Below are 15,038 nucleotides of genomic sequence, written 5' to 3'. Positions count from 1 at the left end.
TGCCAAGGTCGGGGTCGCGGGTTCAAGTCCCGTCTCCCGCTCCAAACCCAAACCCCCCAGGATGTAAACCTGGGGGGAGATTTTTTTATGAAGCCTTGCCCTCGCAAAAGGCGCCCCGAAGGCAGGATGAGGGGGCACGGAGCGGTAACCCGGATGTAGCGCCCTATTTCAAGCTTTCGTCGGAGAGCCAGTCGGCCCAGGTTTCCAAGTGGGCGGCGTCTGAGACGGTAAGAACCTCCCCCTGGGGAAAAAGAAGGCGGGTGATGGAGGTGTTAGGGATGTGGAAGCGCCTCCAAGAATCCCCCTCCAGGTTCAAGGTGAGCTTGAGGGCCGCACGCACCACGCCCCCATGGGTGAGGACCAGGTGCCGCCCCAAGGGCAAGCTTTCCAAAAAGGCCTGTAGCCGTCTGGCCACATCGGCCATGCTCTCCCCGCCGGGGCGGGGGGTGTACCAAGGGTCTTCCAGGGCCTTGCGAAAAAACTCAGGGTAATGCGCCTCGGCCTCCTGGCGGGTCAGGCCCGCCAGGGCCCCCACATCGATCTCCCGAAGAAGGGGGGAGGTCTGGACGGGGAGGCCGAGGGCGGCAGAAAGAGGTTCTGCGGTTTCCCGGGCCCTGCGGAGATCAGAAGAGAAGAGGCTGGTGAAGGCGAAGCCGCTACGGGCGAGCCGCTGGGCCAGGCGAAAGGCCTGGCCAACCCCCGAGGGGGAAAGGGGGATGTCCAGGTGGCCTTGAAAGCGCTTCTCGGCGTTCCAGGCGGTTTCGCCGTGGCGGATCAGCCAGACCTCCGTCATAGGAACCGGACTCCCTCGCCCGGGACCACCCGCCCCACCAGGAAGCCGCCCACGAGGGCCTGGGCCTTGGCGGCTTCCTCCTCCGGAAGGAGGAAGATAAGGCCCAAACCCATGTTGAAGACGCGGTACATTTCCTCTTCAGGAACCTTCCCCAGGCGCTGGAGGTAAGGGAAAACGGGGGGTACGGGCCAGGCGCCCTTCCAAATCTCCGCTCCCAGGCCTTCGGGAAGGGCTCGGGGAAGGTTTTCGGGGAGCCCTCCCCCGGTGATGTGGGCGATGGCGTGGACCTCCACCCCGGCGGCCTCGAGGCGTAGGAACTCCGGGAGGTAAGAGCGGTGGGGGCGCAGGAGGGCCTCCTTCAGGGTTTCCCCGAGCTCGGGAACAAAGGCCTCGAGGTCCCGCCCCGCCAGGGCCTTGCGGATGAGGCTGTAGCCGTTGGTGTGGGGGCCGGAGGAGGGAAGGCCGAGGAGGACGTCCCCTTCCCGCACCCGCTCGGGGCCCAGGATCCGGTCCCGCTCCACCACGCCCACCAGGGTTCCCGCCAGGTCCCAGGCCCCCTCCCGGTACACCCCGGGCATCTCGGCGGTCTCCCCCCCCAAAAGGGGGATGCCTTGGGCCTTACAGGCCTCGGCCAAGGAGGCGAGGAGGGCGGAGAGGACCTCCTCCTCCAGGCGGCTCGCCGCCAGGTAGTCCAGGAAGAAGAGGGGCCTCGCCCCCTGGCAGAGGAGGTCGTTCACCGAGTGGTTCACCAGGTCAAAGCCCAGGCCAGAAACGTCTTTCGCCTCCAGGGCGAGGAGGACCTTGGTGCCCACCCCATCGGTGGTGGCCACCAGGACGGGGTGGCGCATCTCCTTAAGGGCCCCCGCGTCAAAGAGCCCCCCGAAAGCCCCGAGGCCCCGGAGCACCTCGGGGGTGTAGGTGGCCTCCAGCTTGGCCTTGGCCCGCCTTAAGGCCAAGGCCTTGGCCTCTATGTGGACCCCGGCCTCCTCGTAGCGCATCGGCCCTATCCTACCCCAAGGGCCTCGAGGAGGAGGCGGCGCACCACCTCCGGTTTGGCCTGCCCCTGGGTCTTTCGCATCACCTGGCCCACCAGGGCGTCCAAGGCCTTGAGCTTACCCTGGCGGACGCTCTCCGCCGCCTCGGGCAAGGCGGCGAGGGCCTCGGCCACCACGGCCTTTAACGCCCCCTCGTCCGCCACCACCCTAAGCCCCCGCTCCCGCACCAGGGCCTCGGGGTCCTGGCCCTCTAAAAGCTCGGGCAGCAGTTCCTTGGCCACCCGGCTGGTGATCTCCCCCCGCTCAAAGAGGGCCACCAGGCGGGCCAGGGCCTTGGGGGAAAGCCGGGTGGCCTCCAAGGGGAGGCCGCGCTCGTTCAGAAGACCCATAACATCAGCCAAGAGCCAGTTGGCCAGGGCCTGGGGGGAGGCGAGGCCCAAGGGGAGGGCCTCGTCCAGGAAGCGGGAAAGGGCCGGGGCGTAGGCCAGGACCTCGGCGTCCTTTTCCCTGATGCCCAGGGCCCGGTAGCGGGCCTCCTTGTCCCAGGGGAGCTCGGGGAGGCTTTTCCGCACCTCCTCAAGCCAAGCCCTGGGAAGGGGCACCGGGGGCAGGTCGGGCTCGGGGAAGTAGCGGTAGTCCGCCTCCTCCTCCTTGGTGCGCATGGGGTAGGTCTTGCCGCTCCCCTCCTCAAAGCCCAGGGTGGCCTGCTTCACCCTTTCGCCCCGCCTCAGGATCTCGGTTTGGCGGCGGATCTCGTACTCCAGGGCCCGCTGGACGCTTTTAAAGGAGTTGAGGTTTTTGATCTCCACCTTGGTGCCGAGAGGCTCCCCGGCCCGGCGCACGGAGACGTTGACGTCGGCCCGGAGCTTCCCCTCCTCGGGGGAGGCGTCGGAGATCCCCAGGGTCTGGGCCAGGGCCTGGATGCGCTGGAGAAAAAGCCTCGCCTCCTCGGGGGTCCTTAGGTCGGGCTCGGTGACGAGCTCAAGGAGGGGGCTTCCCGCGCGGTTCAGGTCCAGGAGGGTCCTCCCTTCCAGGTGAAGGCTTTTCCCGGCGTCCTCCTCCAGGTGAAGGCGCTTGATGCGCACCGCCCGCTCCCCCAGGGGTAGGCTTCCCCCCCGGCCCAGGGGGAGGTCGTACTGGCTGATCTGGTAGTTCTTGGGGAGGTCGGGGTAGAAGTAGTTCTTGCGGTGGAAGAGGAGCTTCTCCGGCACCTCGGCCCCCAGGGCCAGGGCGAGCCTGAGGCCGTGCTCCACCGCCATGCGGTTCGGCACGGGGAGGGCGCCTGGGAGGCCCAGGCACACGGGGCAGGCGTGGGTGTTGGGCTCCGCCCCGAAGTAGTCCGCCCGGCAGCCGCAGAACATCTTGGTGCGGGTCTTGAGGTGCAGGTGGACCTCGAGGCCGATGACCGCCTCGTACATGGCCTAGAGTTTACCGCGCCGCACCTCTTGGCCCCCCTCCCCCACCCCGCTCAACCGCATGAACTCCTTGGGGTCCACGGCCCGGGCGAGGCCCATCTCGTAGGTGATGAGCTTGCGGCGGTAGAGGTCGGCGAGGCAGGCGTCCATGGTGATCATCCCGTACTGCCCCCCGGTCTGGATGACGCTACGGAGCTGGTGGGTCTTCCCCTCCCGGATGAGGGCCCTCACCGCGGGGGTGGCGATCATGAGCTCGTAGGCCAGCACCCGCCCCCCGCCAAAGGCCTTGGGCAGGAGCTGCTGGGTGAGGACCGCCACCAGGTTGTTGGAGAGCTGGACCCGCACCTGCTCCTGCTGGTTTTCCGGGAAGACGTCCACGATGCGGTCTATGGTCTCGGGGGCGGAGTTGGTGTGGAGGGTGCCCATGACCAGGTGGCCGGTCTCGGCGGCGGTGATGGCGGCGGCGATGGTCTCGTAGTCCCGCATCTCCCCCACCAGGATCACGTCCGGGGCCTGGCGGAGGACGCTCCGGAGGGCCTTGTGGAAGCCGTGGGTGTCGGCGCCGATCTCCCGCTGGTTGACGATGGCCTTCTTGTGCTTGTGGAAAAACTCTATGGGGTCCTCAATGGTCACGATGTGCACGGGCTTGCGTTCGTTGATGTAGTCGATCATGGAGGCCAGGGTGGTGCTCTTGCCGCTCCCCGTGGGTCCCGTGACCAGGACCAGGCCCCTTGGGCTCAGGGCGATCTCGGCGATGGTCTTGGGCAGGCCCAGCTCCTCGAAGCTCTTGATCACCGCGGGCACCACCCGCAAAACCCCGCCCACGCTCCCCCGCTGTAGGAAGACGTTCACCCGGTAGCGCCCCTTCCCCGGGAGGCTGAAGGAGAAGTCCAGCTCCTTCTCCTCCTCAAAGACGCGCTGTTGCTTCTCGTCCATGAGGGCGTACATGAGGCGGCGGGTGTCCTGGGGAGAGAGGGGCTCGTACTCCGTGGGGTGGAACTCCCCGTCCACCTTGATCATGGGAGGCAAGCCCACGGTGATGACCAGGTCGCTGGCCCCCCGCTCCACGGCCAGGGTCAAGAGGTCCACGATGTCCGGCGTCTTCGGCATGCTCCCTCCTTAGTCAATGGTCCTCGCCAGGACCTCCTCGAGGGTGGTGATCCCCTGGAAGGCCTTCTGGATGCCGTCCTCCCTCAGGGTCCTCATGCCTTTCCTGCGGGCGATCTCCTTGATCTCCGTGGCCGACTTCCCGGCCACGATGGCGTGGCGGATCTCGTCGTCCACCACCAAAAGCTCGTGGATGGCGTAGCGGCCCTTGTAGCCGGTGCCGCTACACCGCTCGCACCCCATGCCCTTGTAGAGCTTGGCCTCCCGCACCGCCTCCTCGGAAAGGCCGAGGCGCCTCAGGACCTCGGGGTCCGGGGGGACCTCCACCTTGCAGTGCTCGCAGATCTTCCGCACGAGCCTCTGGGAGAGGACGCCGATGAGGGCCGCGGAGATGTTGAAGAGCTCCACCCCCATCTCGTCCAGGCGGGTGATGGCCTGGGCGGCGTCGTTGGTGTGCAGGGTGGCGATGACCAGGTGGCCCGTGAGGGCGGCCTCGGTGGCGATCTTGGCCGTCTCGGAGTCCCGGATCTCCCCCACCATGATGATGTCGGGGTCCTGGCGGAGGAAGGCCCTGAGGGCGCGGGCGAAGGTGAGGCCGGCCTGGGGGTTCACCTGGGTCTGGTTGATGCCGGGGATCTCGTACTCCACGGGGTCCTCAATGGTCTGGGTGTTCTTGTCGGGGGTGGCGATGCGCTTCAGGATGGAGAAGGTGGTGAAGCTCTTCCCCGAGCCCGTGGGCCCGGTGATGAGGAAGATGCCGTAGGGCTTGGAGATCACCTCCTGGAAGCGCTCAAAGACCCCGGGGGCGAAGCCCAGGTTCTCTATCTCCGGGATGTCGCTCGCCTTCTTCAGGAGGCGCATCACCGCCTTCTCCCCGTAGACCGTGGGCAGGGTGGAAAGCCGGAGGTCCAGGTCAATGGCCCCTTCCCGGAAGCGCACCCGGCCGTCCTGGGGGAGGCGCCTTTCGGCGATGTCGAGGTCGCCCATGATCTTGATGACGCTGATGATGGCGTTCAGGGCCCCTTTGGGCATGGTGGTGTACTGGCGCAGGGTGCCGTCCACCCGGAGGCGCACCAGGACGTCGGACTGCCGGGGCTCAATGTGGATGTCGGAGGCGTCCCGGAGGTAGGCCTCCCGGATCACCTGCTTGACGAAGCGCTGGGCGGCGCTCTCGTCCAGCTCGGGCCCCACCGCCTCCTCTTTTTGTTCTCGCTGGCTCTTGGCGAACTCCTTGATGAGCTCCCCCAGCTCCTCCTTGCCGTAGAAGCGCTCTATGAGCTTGGTGATGGCCGCCTCCGTGGCCACGGCGGGGACCACCTCGTAGCTAAGGCCTCTCCGCTTCAGGGCCAGGCGCACGTCGTCCAGGGCCAGGATGTTCCGGGGGTCTTTCATGAGGAGGACCAAGCGGTTTCCCTCCAGGCGGTGGGGAAAGACCCCGTAGCGGCGGCAGAGGTCCTCGGGGAGGAGGAGGGCGGCCCCCGGGTCGGGGGGGTTCTCCTCGGGGTTGATGTAGGGGTAGCCTAGCTGGGCGGCCACCGCCTGGGCCAGGGCCTCGGGTTTGAGCTTTCCCGACTGGACCAGGGTGTCCTCGAGGCGCCCTCCCCCCTGCCGTTGCCTCTTCAGGGCCTCCTCCACGTCCTCGGGCCGGGCTAGGCCCAGCTCCACCAGGATCTCTCCCAGGGGCTTGGCCTTGGGCAGGCGCTTCTGCACCTCCAGGGCTTCCCTGAGGTGCTCCCGCGAAAGGCGCCCCTCCTGCACCAGGACCTCCCCCAGGCGGCCCTTCTCGGGATAGGTTTGGTAGAAGAGGGCCTCCCAGGCCTGGGGCAGGGTGAGGTAGAAGCGGGCGGGGCGGCCCAGGAGCTCCTCCACCGCCTCCTTGTGCCTGGGGTCGGCCAGGACCACCTCCACCTTGCCCTCGCGAAACCCCACGGGCACGGCGCTATACCGGAGGGCGTCGGAGCGGAGGAGGAGGGCGGTGGCGGCGGGGTCGGGCTTAAGGCCCTCGGTGGAGGGGAGGAACTCCAGGCCCTTCTGCTCGGCCAGGGCCCGGTAGATGGCCTCCTCGGGAACGCCTTTTCGCACCAGGATCCGCCCGAGAAGGTTCCCCGTCCTCTCCTGCTCCACCAAGGCCTCCTCCAGGGCCTCGCGGGAGAGAAGGCCCTTATTCACCAGGATCTCCCCCAGCTTGAGCTCTTCCTGGCTCGGGCCCGAAGGCGGAGGGGGCACGGGGAGGCCGAGCTCGGGGTAGTTCTTGGCCAGGGCGTAGAGGAAGGCGCTCTTGGTGGTCTGGTAGGGCTCCACCACGAGGCCCGTGAGGTCCTCCACCTCCTCCAGGGCCAGGGTGTCCAAGGGGTTCACGAAGGCCACCCGCACCACCCCCGCCTTCTCGTCCAGGGCGAAGGGGATGGCCTGGAGCTCCTTGGCCTTCTCCGCGGGGAGGAGGGCCTTCACCTTGGGGGGGATCTCCACCTGGTGGAGCTCCACCAGGGGGATGCCGAAGTGGTCCTCTATGGCCTGGGCGATGCGCCTTTCCGAGAGCAGGCCCATGTCCACCAGGACCTCCGCCAGGCTTCCCCCCACTTCCCGGTGCCGCTCCAGGGCCATCTGCAGCTCCTCGTCGGTGAGGAGCCCGGAGTCCAAAAGGATGGCCCCAAGCCGCTTGTCGCCTATGGTAAGCACGCTCATGCCGAACCCCCTCGAGGCCTTCTAAACGGAGTTTCCAACATCCGTATGAAACGCGTGTAAAAGAACTCCCTCTCCCGCAAAGGCGGTACCAAGACGGTGTAGGCCCCCACCAGGTTCCCCCCGAGCACGTCGGTGAAGACCTGATCCCCCACCACCGCCACCTCCCGGGCGGGAAGGCCCAGGGCCTTAAGCGCCTTGCGGAAGCCCAGCCAGGGCTTGAGGGCCGGGGCGTGGCCGGGGAGGCCGAGGCGCTTCTGGATGCGGGCGAAGCGCTCGGGGAGGGCGTTGGAGAGGAGGTAAACGGGGACCGCCTCCCTAAGGCCCAAAAGCCAGGCCTCGTGGGCTGGGGGGAGGACCTCCTCCCCGTAGGGGAGGAGGGTGTTGTCCAGGTCCAGGACCACCCCCTTTAGGCCCCGCGCCCGAAGCCACTCCGGGGTGAGGTGGAGGAGGGAGGGGAGGACAGCCCTGGGGAAGAGCATAGCCTCATTCTGCCACGGGGGTTAGCGGGAGCATCACCAGGCCCCACATCCTGCCCGTCCTCCCCCGGTCGCGGCGGTGGGAGAAGAGGTGGGGGGCGCAGTGGGTGCAAAGCCCCACCCGGTAGATCCGCTCCTCCCTAAGCCCCGCCTCCTTGGCCTGGAGGAGGAGGGCCTTTTCCAGGTCCAGGAGGTACTTCCCCGGAGCGCTAGGGTCCTTCCGGAAGGTGCGAAGCCCCGCCTCGGCGAAGCGCTCCACCACCTCCTCCCCCACCTGGTAGCACGCCCCTCCGATGCCGGGGCCGATGGCCAGGTGGACCTCCCAGGGGTCCAACCCCAGGGCCTCTATCCTTTTCAGGGCCTCGAGGAGAATACCCCCCACCACCCCCCGCCAGCCCGCGTGCAACGCCCCCACCAGGCCCTCCGGGTGGTAGAGGAGGAGGGGATAGCAGTCCGCCACCCCCACCCGGAGGAGGAGGCCGGGGGTGCGGGTGAGTAGGCCGTCTCCTTCCCACACCCCGGGGCCCTCTACCAGGCGCACCTCCGTGCCGTGCACCTGCTTGAGGCCGGCCACCTCGGGGTAGCCGAAGGCGGCCAGGACCCGCCTTTGGTTTTCCGCCACCCGCTCGGGATCGTCCCCGGTGGCGGCGGAGAGGTTGAGGCTAGCAAAGGGGCCTTCGGACACGCCCCCAAGCCGAGTGGTGAAGCCGTGGGGAACGGGCAGGGGGGTGGTGAGGAGAGGAACCATCCTCCCCATTCTGCCAGGTCCCGGGCGCCCTTTACCCTTTAGTTTATGAAGCGCAGAGGTATACTAAAGGCCATGAAGACGGACCGGAACCAGCTCCGCTTCAACCAGGCCCTCCTCGTTCTCCTTCTGCCCCTGGCGGAGCTTCTGGACCTGCCTTGGCTCGTCTACCTCCTCTTCCTCCTCATGGCGAGCCAGCACACCCCCGTGGACCTGATGGCGGCCCTAAAGCGCCTCCTACGCATTCCCCCGCGGGCGGTGAACGAGGACCCGAGGCCCCACCGCTTCGCCCGCTTTTTGGGGGCGGCCTTTCTGGGGTTCGCTTCCTTGGCCCTCCTCCTCGGCCTGAAGCCTTTGGGCTACGCCCTCGCCCTCTTCGTGGCCCTCCTCGCCTTCGTCAACCTGGCCTTCGGCTTCTGCCTGGGGTGCTTCCTCTACCTCCACCTCCGCTACGCCCGCGCCCTCTTCACCGGGAAATAGCCTCCAGAAGGCGCACCATCTCTATGGCGGTGAAGACCGCCTCGGCCCCTTTGTTGCCCGCCTTGCCCCCCGCCCTTTCCTGGGCCTCCTCGGGGGTGTTGGTGGTGAGGACCCCAAAGACGATGGGCTTCTCCGTCTGGAGCATGGCCTGCATGAGGCCGCTCGCCGCCTGGCCCGCCACGTACTCAAAATGGGGGGTCTCGCCCCGGATCACCGCCCCCAGGGCCACCACCGCGTCCACGTCGGGCCTTTGGGCGAGGCGCTTGGCCACCAGGGGAAGCTCAAAGGAGCCGGGGACCCAGGCCACCAGGACCTCGGCGGGGTCCCCCCCAAGCCGGGCGTAGGCCTCCAGGGCCCCCTCCAGGAGGAGCTTGGTCACCCGCTCGTTGAACCGCCCCACGGCGATGGCGAGGCGCACCCCCTTGGCGGTGAGGATGGGGGAGAGGGTCTTGGGCTTCATGGCCCCAATATACTTTGGGGGTGGAGCGGTACCTCCTGGTGGCCCTGGGCGGGGCGTTGGGCTCCCTTTTGCGCTACGGCTTCGGGGCCTTGGTCCAGGGAAGCCTCGGGGCGGGGTTTCCCTGGAGCACGCTTTTCGTCAACGCCTTGGGGAGCTTTCTCATCGGCCTCACCCTCCGCCTCTCCCTGGAAGGGGCCCTCTCCGGCGAGGCCCGGCTCTTCCTGGCCGTGGGGGTCTTGGGGGGGTTCACCACCTTCTCCTCCCTGAGCTACGAGACCCTCGCCCTCCTCCAGGGAGGGGAGGTGGGGAAGGCCTTCCTCTACGCCCTGGGGAGCCTTTTCCTCGGCCTCTTTCTCGCCTTTTTGGGCCACCGCCTGGGCGGGGCCCTGGTAGGCTAGGGGCATGCGCTTGGAGGGCGAGGCCCTGCTCCTCCGCGTCTTCCTGGGGGAATCGGACCGGTACGAGGGGAGGCCCCTTTACGAGGCCATCGTCCTCGAGGCCCGGCGCCGCGGCCTTTCCGGGGCCACGGTCCTCAAGGGCTTCATGGGCTTTGGGGCCCACTCCCGCATCCACACCGCCAAGATCCTCCAGCTCTCCGAGGACCTCCCCGTGGTGGTGGAGATCGTGGACGCCGAGGAGAAGATCCAGGCCTTTCTCCCCGTGCTGGACGGGATGGTGCGGGAGGGGCTCGTCACCTTGGAGAAGGTGCGGGTCCTCCTTTACCGGAGCCGGTGACACCACCCCATGCGGGCTTGCGCCGGCATGGGGCCCCAGGGGGCTTCCCAGGACCAGCCGGGCGGAGAAAGGGTAGGACCCAAGTGCCCGTTGCAGCATGGGATGCCCGAGCTTGGGCTGCTCTTTTGGGGCCCCCACCGCGGCAAAAGCCGCGGTGGGGTACTGTAGCCCGCTTTCTCCCTCGGGGTTTGGGGCTACCCTGAGGGCATGGACCCCCGTGTGCCCCCCGGCCAGTTCGTCACGGAGCGCTTCCCCGTCCTCACCTACGGGGAGACCCCGAGGGTGCCCAAGGAGGCGTGGCGCCTCGAGGTCGAAGGCCTCGTGGAAACGCCCCTCGTCCTCACCTACGAGGACCTCCTCGCCCGGCCCCAGGTGGAGCTCACCCGGGACTTCCACTGCGTGACCCGCTGGAGCCGCCTGGACGTGACCTGGAAAGGGGTGCGAGCCAAAGACCTCCTGGAGGAGGCCCGCCCCAGGCCCGAGGCCGTGGCCGCCTTGGTGGAAAGCTACGGGGGCTACACCACCAACCTCCTCCTGGAGGACCTCCTCAGGGAGGACGTGCTCCTCGCCCACACCCTCTTCGGCCAGCCCCTGCCCCCGGAAAGGGGCGGGCCGGTGCGCCTCCTCGTGCCCCACCTCTACGCCTGGAAGAGCGCCAAGTGGGTGCGCCGGATCGCGCTTTTGGACCACCTGGAGCTCGGCTTCTGGGAGCGGCTGGGCTACCACTGGCGGGGGGACCCCTGGAAGGAGGAGCGCTTCCAGGAGGGACCGGTGCCCGCCCACCGGATCCGGTTTTCGGCGCGCAACAAACCTGAGCGTTGAGGCTTTCCTCCGCCTCGTGGAGGCGGTGCGGGCCTATGAGAGGGTGGGGGGAAGCCAGGAGGGGAAGCGGGTCTACGAGGCCCTGGACAGGGGGTAGGCCCGGGGCCTCCCCTCCTGGAAGTAGTGGGCCTCCTGGAAGCCCAGGGAAAGGAGAAGGGCCTGCGCCTCGCCGAAGGCGAAGCCCACCTCTTCCGGGCGGTGGGCGTCGGAGCCGAGGACGAGCCCGATGCCGAGCTCCCTTGCCCTTAGGAGGAGGGCGGGGGCGGGGTAGATCTCCTTGGCCGGCTTTCTGAGCCCGGCGGTGTTCACGTCCAGGAAGAGCCCCGCCTCGGCGATGGCCCGTAGGGCGGGCTCGGCGAGCTCCAAAAGGGCCTCCTCGGGGAGGCGGTGGCCGAACTTCTTGGGAAGGTCCAAATGGCCGATGGCGTGGAAGAGGCCGCTTCGGGCCGCGCGCTCCACCTCCTGGAAGTAGGCCCGGAAGACCTCCTCGAGGTCGCGCCAGGCGTACTCCTCCTGGTGGTCCGGGTGGTCCAGGGGCCAGGCCCCGAGGTAGTGGACGCTCCCGATGACGTAGTCAAAGGGGTAGCTCTTGAGAAGCTGGGCGAGGAAGGCCTCGGTTCCGGGGTGGAAGTCGGCCTCGAGGCCGATGCCCACGTAGAGGTCAGGGTTCTTTTCCCGCACCCTTTCCAGGGCGAGGAGGTAGAAGGGGAGCTCGGAGAGCGCCATGCGGCTTTCGGGGTCGTACCAGGAGGGCATGGGGCTGTGGTCGGTGAAGACCAGGCCCCTCAAGCCTCCTTTGCGCGCCTGGAAAAGGTACTCCCCCGGGGAGCCCTCCGCGTGCCCGCAAAGAGGGGTGTGGACGTGGCTATCCACCACGGGAAGATTCTATCCGCGCCACCTGGTCCTGCCAGGTGTAGGCCACCACCCGCTGCCCCAGGGCCCGGGAGAGGTCCAGGGAGAGGAAGGGGTCCTCCGCCACCTCCCCCGCCACCTCCTGGACCAGGACGGGGGTGAAGGGGGGAAGGAGGGCGGGGTAGCGCTCCAGGATGGCCTCCACCCGGAAGCGCCGGGTCCAAAGCCGCTTCAGGGCGAAGAGGGCCTCCTGGGGGGTGGAGGCCCTTTCCCCCTCGGCCTCCCCCGCGTAGCGGAGGAGGAAGGGCCCGCGCCCTCTAAAGGCTTCCAGGAAGGCCTCGGCCCGCTCGGGGAGGAGGTAGCTTTCCCGCACCGCCCGCTGGGCCTCCTCCGCCGCCAAAAGGAGCTTCTCCTCGTCTATCCGTACCCCAAATACGCCCTGGAAGAGCCTTTCCATCCGCTCCTCCAGGTTGTTCAGGCGGAAGAACTCCTCCTCTAGGCGTACCACCCAGGTGGGGACCACGGGCAGGCCCAAGGCCTGGGCACGCCACAGGAGGACCGGTTCCCCCTCCCCTCCCGCCAGGGATAAGGGCGCGACGCCCTCTTGGGGTTCCTTCATCCCCAGGTCTGGCTCACACAAAGCGCACCCCTTCGGCCCGGGTGACCTTGCCCTGGTAGAGGAAGGTCACCTGGCGCAAGGTGGCCTCGAGGTCAAAGGGGGTGAGGGCGCTGGTAGCGTCCTCCGGGAGGACCACGTGGTACCAGCGGAGGGCCGCCGACCCCGCCGTGTGCAGGACGCAGATGTTGGCCACGGTGCCCGTGACCACCACGTGCTTCACCCCGAAGAGGTGCAGGTAGTGGTCCAAGGGGGTGCCGTAGAAGGCGTCGTAGCGGACCTTTTGGATGACGAGGTCCCCCGGCTCGGGATTAAGCTCCTCCAGGATTTCCGCGCCCCAGGTCCCGGCCACGGCGTGCCGGGGCCAGATGCGGAACTCGGGGTCGTCCTCCCGGTGCCAGTCCTGGGTGTAGACCACCTTGGCCCCAGCGCGCCTTGCCCTTTCCAGAAGGAGCTTTATGGCGGGGACGCTTTTGGGGGCGTCGGGGACGAAGAGGGCGCCCTTGGGGTGGGCGAAGTCGTTTTGCATGTCCACCACGATGAGGGCCGTTTCCTTAGCCGGAAGCTCCAGGGCCTCCACCTTGGGGATCTCGGGAACCTCTACCATGACCTTATTATCCACCTTATTATCCTCCATCCTTGACCCCCACCCGGGGAAGGGCTACACTCGTTCGCATGAAAATACGGGACCTCCTCGAGGCGCGGCGGGGCCCGCTTTTCTCCTTTGAGTTCTTCCCCCCCAAGACCCTTGAGGGGGAGGAGGCCCTCTTCCACGCCATGGAGGAGCTTCGTGCCTTCCGCCCCGCCTTCGTCTCCATCACCTACGGGGCCATGGGGAGCACCCGGGAGAGGAGCGTGGCCTGGGCCCGGAGGATCCGAAGCCTCGGCCTCAACCCCCTCGCCCACCTCACCGTGGCGGGCCAAAGCCGGGAGGAAGTGGCCGAGGTCCTCCACCGCTTCGTGGAAAGCGGCGTGGAGAACCTCCTCGCCCTCCGGGGCGACCCCCCGAAGGGGGAAAGGGTCTTCCGCCCCCACCCGGAGGGCTTCCGCTACGCGGCGGAGCTCGTGGCCCTCATCCGGGAGCGGTACGGGGACCGGGTCTCCGTGGGCGGGGCGGCCTACCCCGAGGGGCACCCGGAAAGCGGGAGCCTCGAGGCCGACCTCCGCCACTTCAAGGCCAAGGTGGAGGCGGGGCTGGACTTCGCCATCACCCAGCTCTTCTTCAACAACGCCCACTACTTCGGCTTCCTGGAGCGGGCGAGGCGGGCGGGCATCGGGATCCCCATCCTCCCCGGGATCATGCCCGTAACCAGCTACGCCCAGCTCCGCCGCTTTACCGAGGTCTGCGGGGCGAGCATCCCGGGGCCTCTCCTTTCCAAGCTGGAGCACTACCAAGACGATCCCCAAGCCATCCTGGAGATCGGGGTGGAGCACGCCACCCGGCAGGTGGCCGAGCTTTTAGAGGCCGGGGTGGAGGGGGTCCACTTCTACACCCTCAACAAGAGCCCCGCCACCCGCATGGTCCTAGAGAGGCTGGGGTTTAGGCCCGCCTAGGGAGGGATGGCCTCACACCCCCACCCCCTCCCCCAGGCTCGCCAGGCTCACCTCCTGTCCCCGAAGGGCGAGGAGCTTGCCGAGGGCCAAAAGCTTTTCCTCCTCCCCGTGGACCAAGACCACCCGGGGCTGGTCTTGGAGCCAGTCCAATAGCTCGTCCTGGCCCGCGTGCCCCGAGAACCCGCCCAGGGTGTGGACCCTGGCCCTCAAGGGCACCTCCTCCCCCAGGATGCGCACGGAAGGAGGCCGGGCGATAAGCTCGGCCCCCAAGCCCCCCCGGGGCTGGTAGCCCACGAAGACCAAGGCGTTTTTGGGGTCGGAAAGGCCGTGCCTGAGGTGGGAGAGGATCCGCCCCCCCGAAAGCATCCCGCTTCCGGCGATGACCACCATGGGTCCGGGCTCGCGGTTTAGGGCGCGGGACTCTTCGGGGCTTTCCACCACCACCAAGCCCTTGGGGCGGAAGGGGTTCTTCCCCTCTAGGAAATAGGCCTGGACCTTCTCGCTGAAGTAGCGCACGAGCCTCGGATAAAGCTCCAAGACCCGCTCGGCCATGGGGGAGTCCAGGTAGACGGGAGCTTTGGGCAGGCGGTGGCCGTTCTCGTAGAGGATAAGGAGAATCTCCTGGGCCCTCTCCACGGCGAAGGAGGGGATGAACACCTTGCCCCCCTGGCCCAAGGTTTCCTGCAGGATCGCCAAAAACTCCCGGACCGTCTCCGGAAAGGGGCGGTGGGGGCGGTCGCCGTAGGTGCCCTCACAGACCACCAGGTCCGCCTTGGGGGGAAGGGAGGGATCGGGGAGAACGGTCTTCTGCCGGTTGCCCAGGTCCCCGCTGTAGACCAGGGTCTTCCCCTCCCCCAGGGCCACCACAAAGGCGCTTCCAGGAAGGTGCCCCGCCTGGCCTAGGGTCAGCGCCAGATCCCCAAACCGAAGCCACTCCCCGTACTCCACGGGCGCCAGGTGAGCCAATGCCTCCTCCACGTGCTCCCGGCCGAAGGGAGGCGCCTCCATGACCTTGAGGGCGTCCTCGAGGACGATGCGCATCAAAAGCCTCGTGGCCCGGGTGGCGTAGACCGGCCCGCGGAAGCCCTCGCGGAAGAGCTTGGGCAACCGCCCCACGTGGTCCAGATGGCCGTGGGTGAGGACCACCGCCTCCACCTCCTTGGGGTCAAAGCCGAAGGGATCGTGGTTCTTGGCCTCCTCCCGGCCCTGGAAGAGGCCGCAGTCCAGAAGCACCCGCCGCCCCCCGGCCAAAAGGAGGTGGCAGCTTCCGGTCACCTCCCGGGCCGCGCCAAAAGGTACGATG

The 15,038-nt window shown here is 67.9% G+C and carries 17 protein-coding genes; 5 read left to right on the top strand and 12 right to left on the bottom strand.

The features are described 5' to 3' along the window. Positions 1–163: 163 nt before the first annotated feature. Genes AC01Y6_RS07665 through pgeF form a run of 7 tightly spaced genes read right to left on the bottom strand, consistent with a single transcriptional unit; the run spans position 164 to position 8,219 of the window. The gene (locus AC01Y6_RS07665) at positions 164–793 is read right to left on the bottom strand and encodes a histidine phosphatase family protein (RefSeq protein ID WP_347242087.1); all 630 of its coding nucleotides are present in this window, start codon (positions 791–793) and stop codon (positions 164–166) included. Continuing rightward, on the bottom strand, positions 790–1,791 hold the full coding sequence (gene purM / locus AC01Y6_RS07660) for a phosphoribosylformylglycinamidine cyclo-ligase (RefSeq protein ID WP_476670980.1): 1,002 nt from the start codon (positions 1,789–1,791) through the stop codon (positions 790–792). Before purM ends, AC01Y6_RS07665 begins: the two co-directional genes overlap by 4 nt. Positions 1,792–1,796: 5 nt before the next feature. Further along, entirely contained in the window at positions 1,797–3,206 is a 1,410-nt protein-coding gene (gene gatB, locus AC01Y6_RS07655; RefSeq protein ID WP_428722231.1) for an Asp-tRNA(Asn)/Glu-tRNA(Gln) amidotransferase subunit GatB, read from the bottom strand. A 3-nt stretch (positions 3,207–3,209) separates the two neighbouring features. Continuing rightward, positions 3,210–4,313, bottom strand: coding sequence for a type IV pilus twitching motility protein PilT (locus AC01Y6_RS07650; protein ID WP_428720653.1), 1,104 nt, complete (start codon positions 4,311–4,313; stop codon positions 3,210–3,212). Positions 4,314–4,322: 9 nt separating this feature from the next. Continuing rightward, entirely contained in the window at positions 4,323–6,995 is a 2,673-nt protein-coding gene (gene pilB / locus AC01Y6_RS07645) for a type IV pilus assembly ATPase PilB (protein WP_476670979.1), read from the bottom strand. Next, on the bottom strand, positions 6,992–7,474 hold the full coding sequence (locus AC01Y6_RS07640) for a YqeG family HAD IIIA-type phosphatase (protein WP_347242092.1): 483 nt from the start codon (positions 7,472–7,474) through the stop codon (positions 6,992–6,994). The genes pilB and AC01Y6_RS07640 overlap by 4 nt, the downstream gene beginning before the upstream one ends. A gap of 4 nt (positions 7,475–7,478) precedes the next feature. Then, on the bottom strand, positions 7,479–8,219 hold the full coding sequence (pgeF, locus tag AC01Y6_RS07635; RefSeq protein ID WP_428722233.1) for a peptidoglycan editing factor PgeF: 741 nt from the start codon (positions 8,217–8,219) through the stop codon (positions 7,479–7,481). 72 nt (positions 8,220–8,291) lie between these two features. Here pgeF and AC01Y6_RS07630 point away from each other — a divergent pair, with 72 nt between their 5' ends. Further along, entirely contained in the window at positions 8,292–8,696 is a 405-nt protein-coding gene (locus AC01Y6_RS07630) for a DUF4395 domain-containing protein (protein WP_347242094.1), read from the top strand. On the opposite strand, the gene ribH is transcribed toward AC01Y6_RS07630, so the two are convergent. Then, positions 8,683–9,156 (bottom strand): 6,7-dimethyl-8-ribityllumazine synthase, encoded by a 474-nt coding sequence (ribH, locus tag AC01Y6_RS07625; protein WP_008634050.1) that lies wholly within the window; start codon positions 9,154–9,156, stop codon positions 8,683–8,685. The two genes, AC01Y6_RS07630 and ribH, sit on opposite strands and share 14 nt — an antisense overlap. A 20-nt stretch (positions 9,157–9,176) precedes the next feature. Between ribH and crcB the strand changes: the two genes are divergently transcribed. The 3 genes from crcB (at position 9,177) to AC01Y6_RS07610 (ending at position 10,713) form a co-directional block, all read left to right on the top strand. After that, complete coding sequence (gene crcB, locus AC01Y6_RS07620) at positions 9,177–9,554, top strand: fluoride efflux transporter CrcB (protein WP_347242095.1); 378 nt, start codon at positions 9,177–9,179, stop codon at positions 9,552–9,554. Positions 9,555–9,558: 4 nt separating this feature from the next. Further along, positions 9,559–9,891 carry a DUF190 domain-containing protein gene (locus tag AC01Y6_RS07615; RefSeq protein WP_347242096.1) on the top strand — a complete coding sequence of 111 codons (333 nt, stop codon included), beginning with the start codon at positions 9,559–9,561 and terminating at the stop codon, positions 9,889–9,891. A 207-nt stretch (positions 9,892–10,098) separates the two neighbouring features. Continuing rightward, positions 10,099–10,713, top strand: coding sequence for a sulfite oxidase-like oxidoreductase (locus AC01Y6_RS07610; RefSeq protein ID WP_428722236.1), 615 nt, complete (start codon positions 10,099–10,101; stop codon positions 10,711–10,713). Positions 10,714–10,785: 72 nt separating this feature from the next. Here the strand turns inward: AC01Y6_RS07610 and AC01Y6_RS07605 are convergent, their stop codons facing one another. From AC01Y6_RS07605 to AC01Y6_RS07595, 3 genes are read right to left on the bottom strand one after another with little or no spacing between them, the layout of a single operon-like run. Then, entirely contained in the window at positions 10,786–11,589 is an 804-nt protein-coding gene (locus AC01Y6_RS07605; protein WP_476670977.1) for a histidinol-phosphatase HisJ family protein, read from the bottom strand. Then, on the bottom strand, positions 11,579–12,184 hold the full coding sequence (locus tag AC01Y6_RS07600) for a hypothetical protein (RefSeq protein WP_476670976.1): 606 nt from the start codon (positions 12,182–12,184) through the stop codon (positions 11,579–11,581). Before AC01Y6_RS07600 ends, AC01Y6_RS07605 begins: the two co-directional genes overlap by 11 nt. Before the next feature lie 13 nt (positions 12,185–12,197). Then, the gene (locus AC01Y6_RS07595) at positions 12,198–12,788 is read right to left on the bottom strand and encodes a nicotinamidase (RefSeq protein WP_347242100.1); all 591 of its coding nucleotides are present in this window, start codon (positions 12,786–12,788) and stop codon (positions 12,198–12,200) included. A 68-nt stretch (positions 12,789–12,856) separates the two neighbouring features. Here AC01Y6_RS07595 and metF point away from each other — a divergent pair, with 68 nt between their 5' ends. Continuing rightward, positions 12,857–13,735 carry a methylenetetrahydrofolate reductase [NAD(P)H] gene (gene metF / locus AC01Y6_RS07590; RefSeq protein ID WP_476670975.1) on the top strand — a complete coding sequence of 293 codons (879 nt, stop codon included), beginning with the start codon at positions 12,857–12,859 and terminating at the stop codon, positions 13,733–13,735. 12 nt (positions 13,736–13,747) lie between these two features. On the opposite strand, the gene AC01Y6_RS07585 is transcribed toward metF, so the two are convergent. Further along, complete coding sequence (locus tag AC01Y6_RS07585; RefSeq protein ID WP_476670973.1) at positions 13,748–15,037, bottom strand: MBL fold metallo-hydrolase; 1,290 nt, start codon at positions 15,035–15,037, stop codon at positions 13,748–13,750. Position 15,038: the final 1 nt, after the last annotated feature.

Source organism: Thermus sp., from assembly GCF_056332225.1.
The sequence above is the reverse complement of the archived record's forward strand: the minus strand, read 5'-3'. Positions and strand labels throughout refer to the sequence as shown.